This window comes from Acrocarpospora pleiomorpha, from assembly GCF_009687885.1.
GTDB classification, from domain to species: domain Bacteria; phylum Actinomycetota; class Actinomycetes; order Streptosporangiales; family Streptosporangiaceae; genus Acrocarpospora; species Acrocarpospora pleiomorpha.
The window spans coordinates 125,716-127,668 of record NZ_BLAF01000015.1; the positions used below are offsets into that span (position 1 = coordinate 125,716).

The 1,953-nt window shown below is 70.1% G+C and carries 1 protein-coding gene; it reads right to left on the reverse strand.

Annotated features, from left to right (window positions below; all coding sequences use genetic code 11):
* Window positions 1-1,531, reverse strand: a 1,531-nt coding sequence (locus Aple_RS15470; RefSeq protein WP_155345279.1) for a 13E12 repeat family protein, incomplete at its 3' end; no start/stop codon positions are given.
* Between the last annotated feature and the right edge of the window lie 422 nt (window positions 1,532-1,953).

The following is a 1,953-nucleotide window of genomic DNA, read 5'->3' on the forward strand; positions in this document are numbered from 1 at the left end:
CACCCGAGCCTGCGCTCCCCGCACCCGCCCCGGCCGAACTCGTGCCTGTGCTGCCGGCATCCGCCCCGGCCGATCCCGTGTCCGCGCTGCGGGTACCCGCTCCGGCTGAACCCGTGCCCGTGCTGTCGGCACCCGCCTCAGAACCCGTGCCTCCAGTGTGGCGAGGGTCGCCCGCGCAGCAGGTCGAGCCGTTACCGGCCTGGGGTGTCCCGGGTGGGGCATCGCTGGAGCTGGCGGTGTCGGCGTTGGCCGTATAGGGGTCAGTGGTGTCGGCCGCGGCTGTGTCGGTGCGTCCGGATGCGCTCTGCGATGGCGGCGCACCCGTGGCGGACGTGGCGGGGGTGCCGGAGGCCGCGGTGGAGGCCGCAGGGGCGGAGTCGGCATGGATGGAGTCGGAGTCAGGTGTGGGGTGGCCGGTGGTGGGGTGGCCGGTGGCGTCGTGTGCGGAATGGTCGGTGGGGAGGGATTCGGCGCGGACCAGGACCAGCAATTCGGTGGTGACCTTCTTGGTCAGCAGCGCTGACAGCGCGTCGGCTTGGCGGACCCGCAGTGGGCGGTCATCGTCCTTGCCCCTCGGCCTCGCATAAGCGGTAAGGAACTCACGCAGCCGGGCACCGGCCTCACGAGGCAACCGGAACTCCCCCTCCACACCGCCCGTACTGGACGGGCGGACCAGCAGGAAACGCGCGGCGTAGTCGTCTTCGGCCTCATCGTCCAGGGCACCCGGGTCCAGCAGCTCCCGCAGATAGCGGCCGGCCTTGCCGATCTCCGCCGGAGACGCGCCGTCGGCCAAATCCACCAGGATCGGCTCCACCAGCGCCGCCTGCTCATCACTCAGACGATCGGTGACCTGACAGATCGCATCGACCGACCCCTCGGCCAGCGCGCCGCAGGCGAACCGGTCCCGCACCACGGGCAGCCGGGCCAGCTGAGTCGCCAGCCGGACCAGACGGGACGCGCCCCCACCGCTCATCCCCGCCGAAGCACGCAACCAGGTCCCAGTCGAGGCATGCCCACCACTGAAGGCGCTCCTGGCCTCACCGGCCGCATGCACCCGCCCCACCCGCGCGGCAATCGCCGAATCCAGCCGATCCCGCGTGAACAGCAACTCCTCCGTCTCACCCCGACACAACCCGGCACCCTCGGGCAAGTCGGACACCGCAAGCAGGGACGCACGCTGCCTCAGCTCCGACACCAGCACCCCGGAACCCACCGGCTCACCGGAGGCCTCCGGCCTCGCCGAGCGGGCACCGTCGGTGGAGCGGCCGGTGTTGGCGGGGCCGCCGGTGTTGGTAGAGCGGTCGTGGAGGAACTGCTGCCGTGCGCTCTGCTGCCCTACGTCGCCGTATGCGCCGCCGCACGCGCCCCCGTATGTGTCGCTGTGCGCGTCGTCGTGGGCGTCGTCGGCGGAGCGCTGGGGCGGGACGTAGTCAGGGTCCAGCACCGTGCCCTTCAAGAACGCGGGCACCTCGCGTTCGCGGGCACCCCTCGCACGGGAGGGATCCCGCACCTCGAACGGAGAACCGAGCATGGAAGACGCCCTCCTTTCGCTCCTGCGGATCCGAACAACTGTTCTCACGCTATCTGGCGGCTCTGACAAAACCTGGCCTTGATCCGCGATAAAACCGCAGGTCACGAGCTCCGTGAAAAGATCTACCCACCGACCTGTCACGACTCGAAGAGCCACCCGCCTGTCAACGGACCCGCCCGATCAGGAGTCGCACACCAACCCGCGGACCATCAACCGCGACGAGCAGGCCCTCGGCTCGCTTCATTCGAACGACCACAGGGATGGCGCGGGAGGGCGGAGCCCCAGGGATGTCAAAGGACTGGGTGGGGGAACCACCGGTCCAGCCAAGAGTGCGGTTCCGGGCAAAACCACGGGAAACGAGCCAGGGCCGGGCGGAACCCGGAAGCAAGTAAGGGGCGGGTGGGTGGGAGAACCAGAACCCA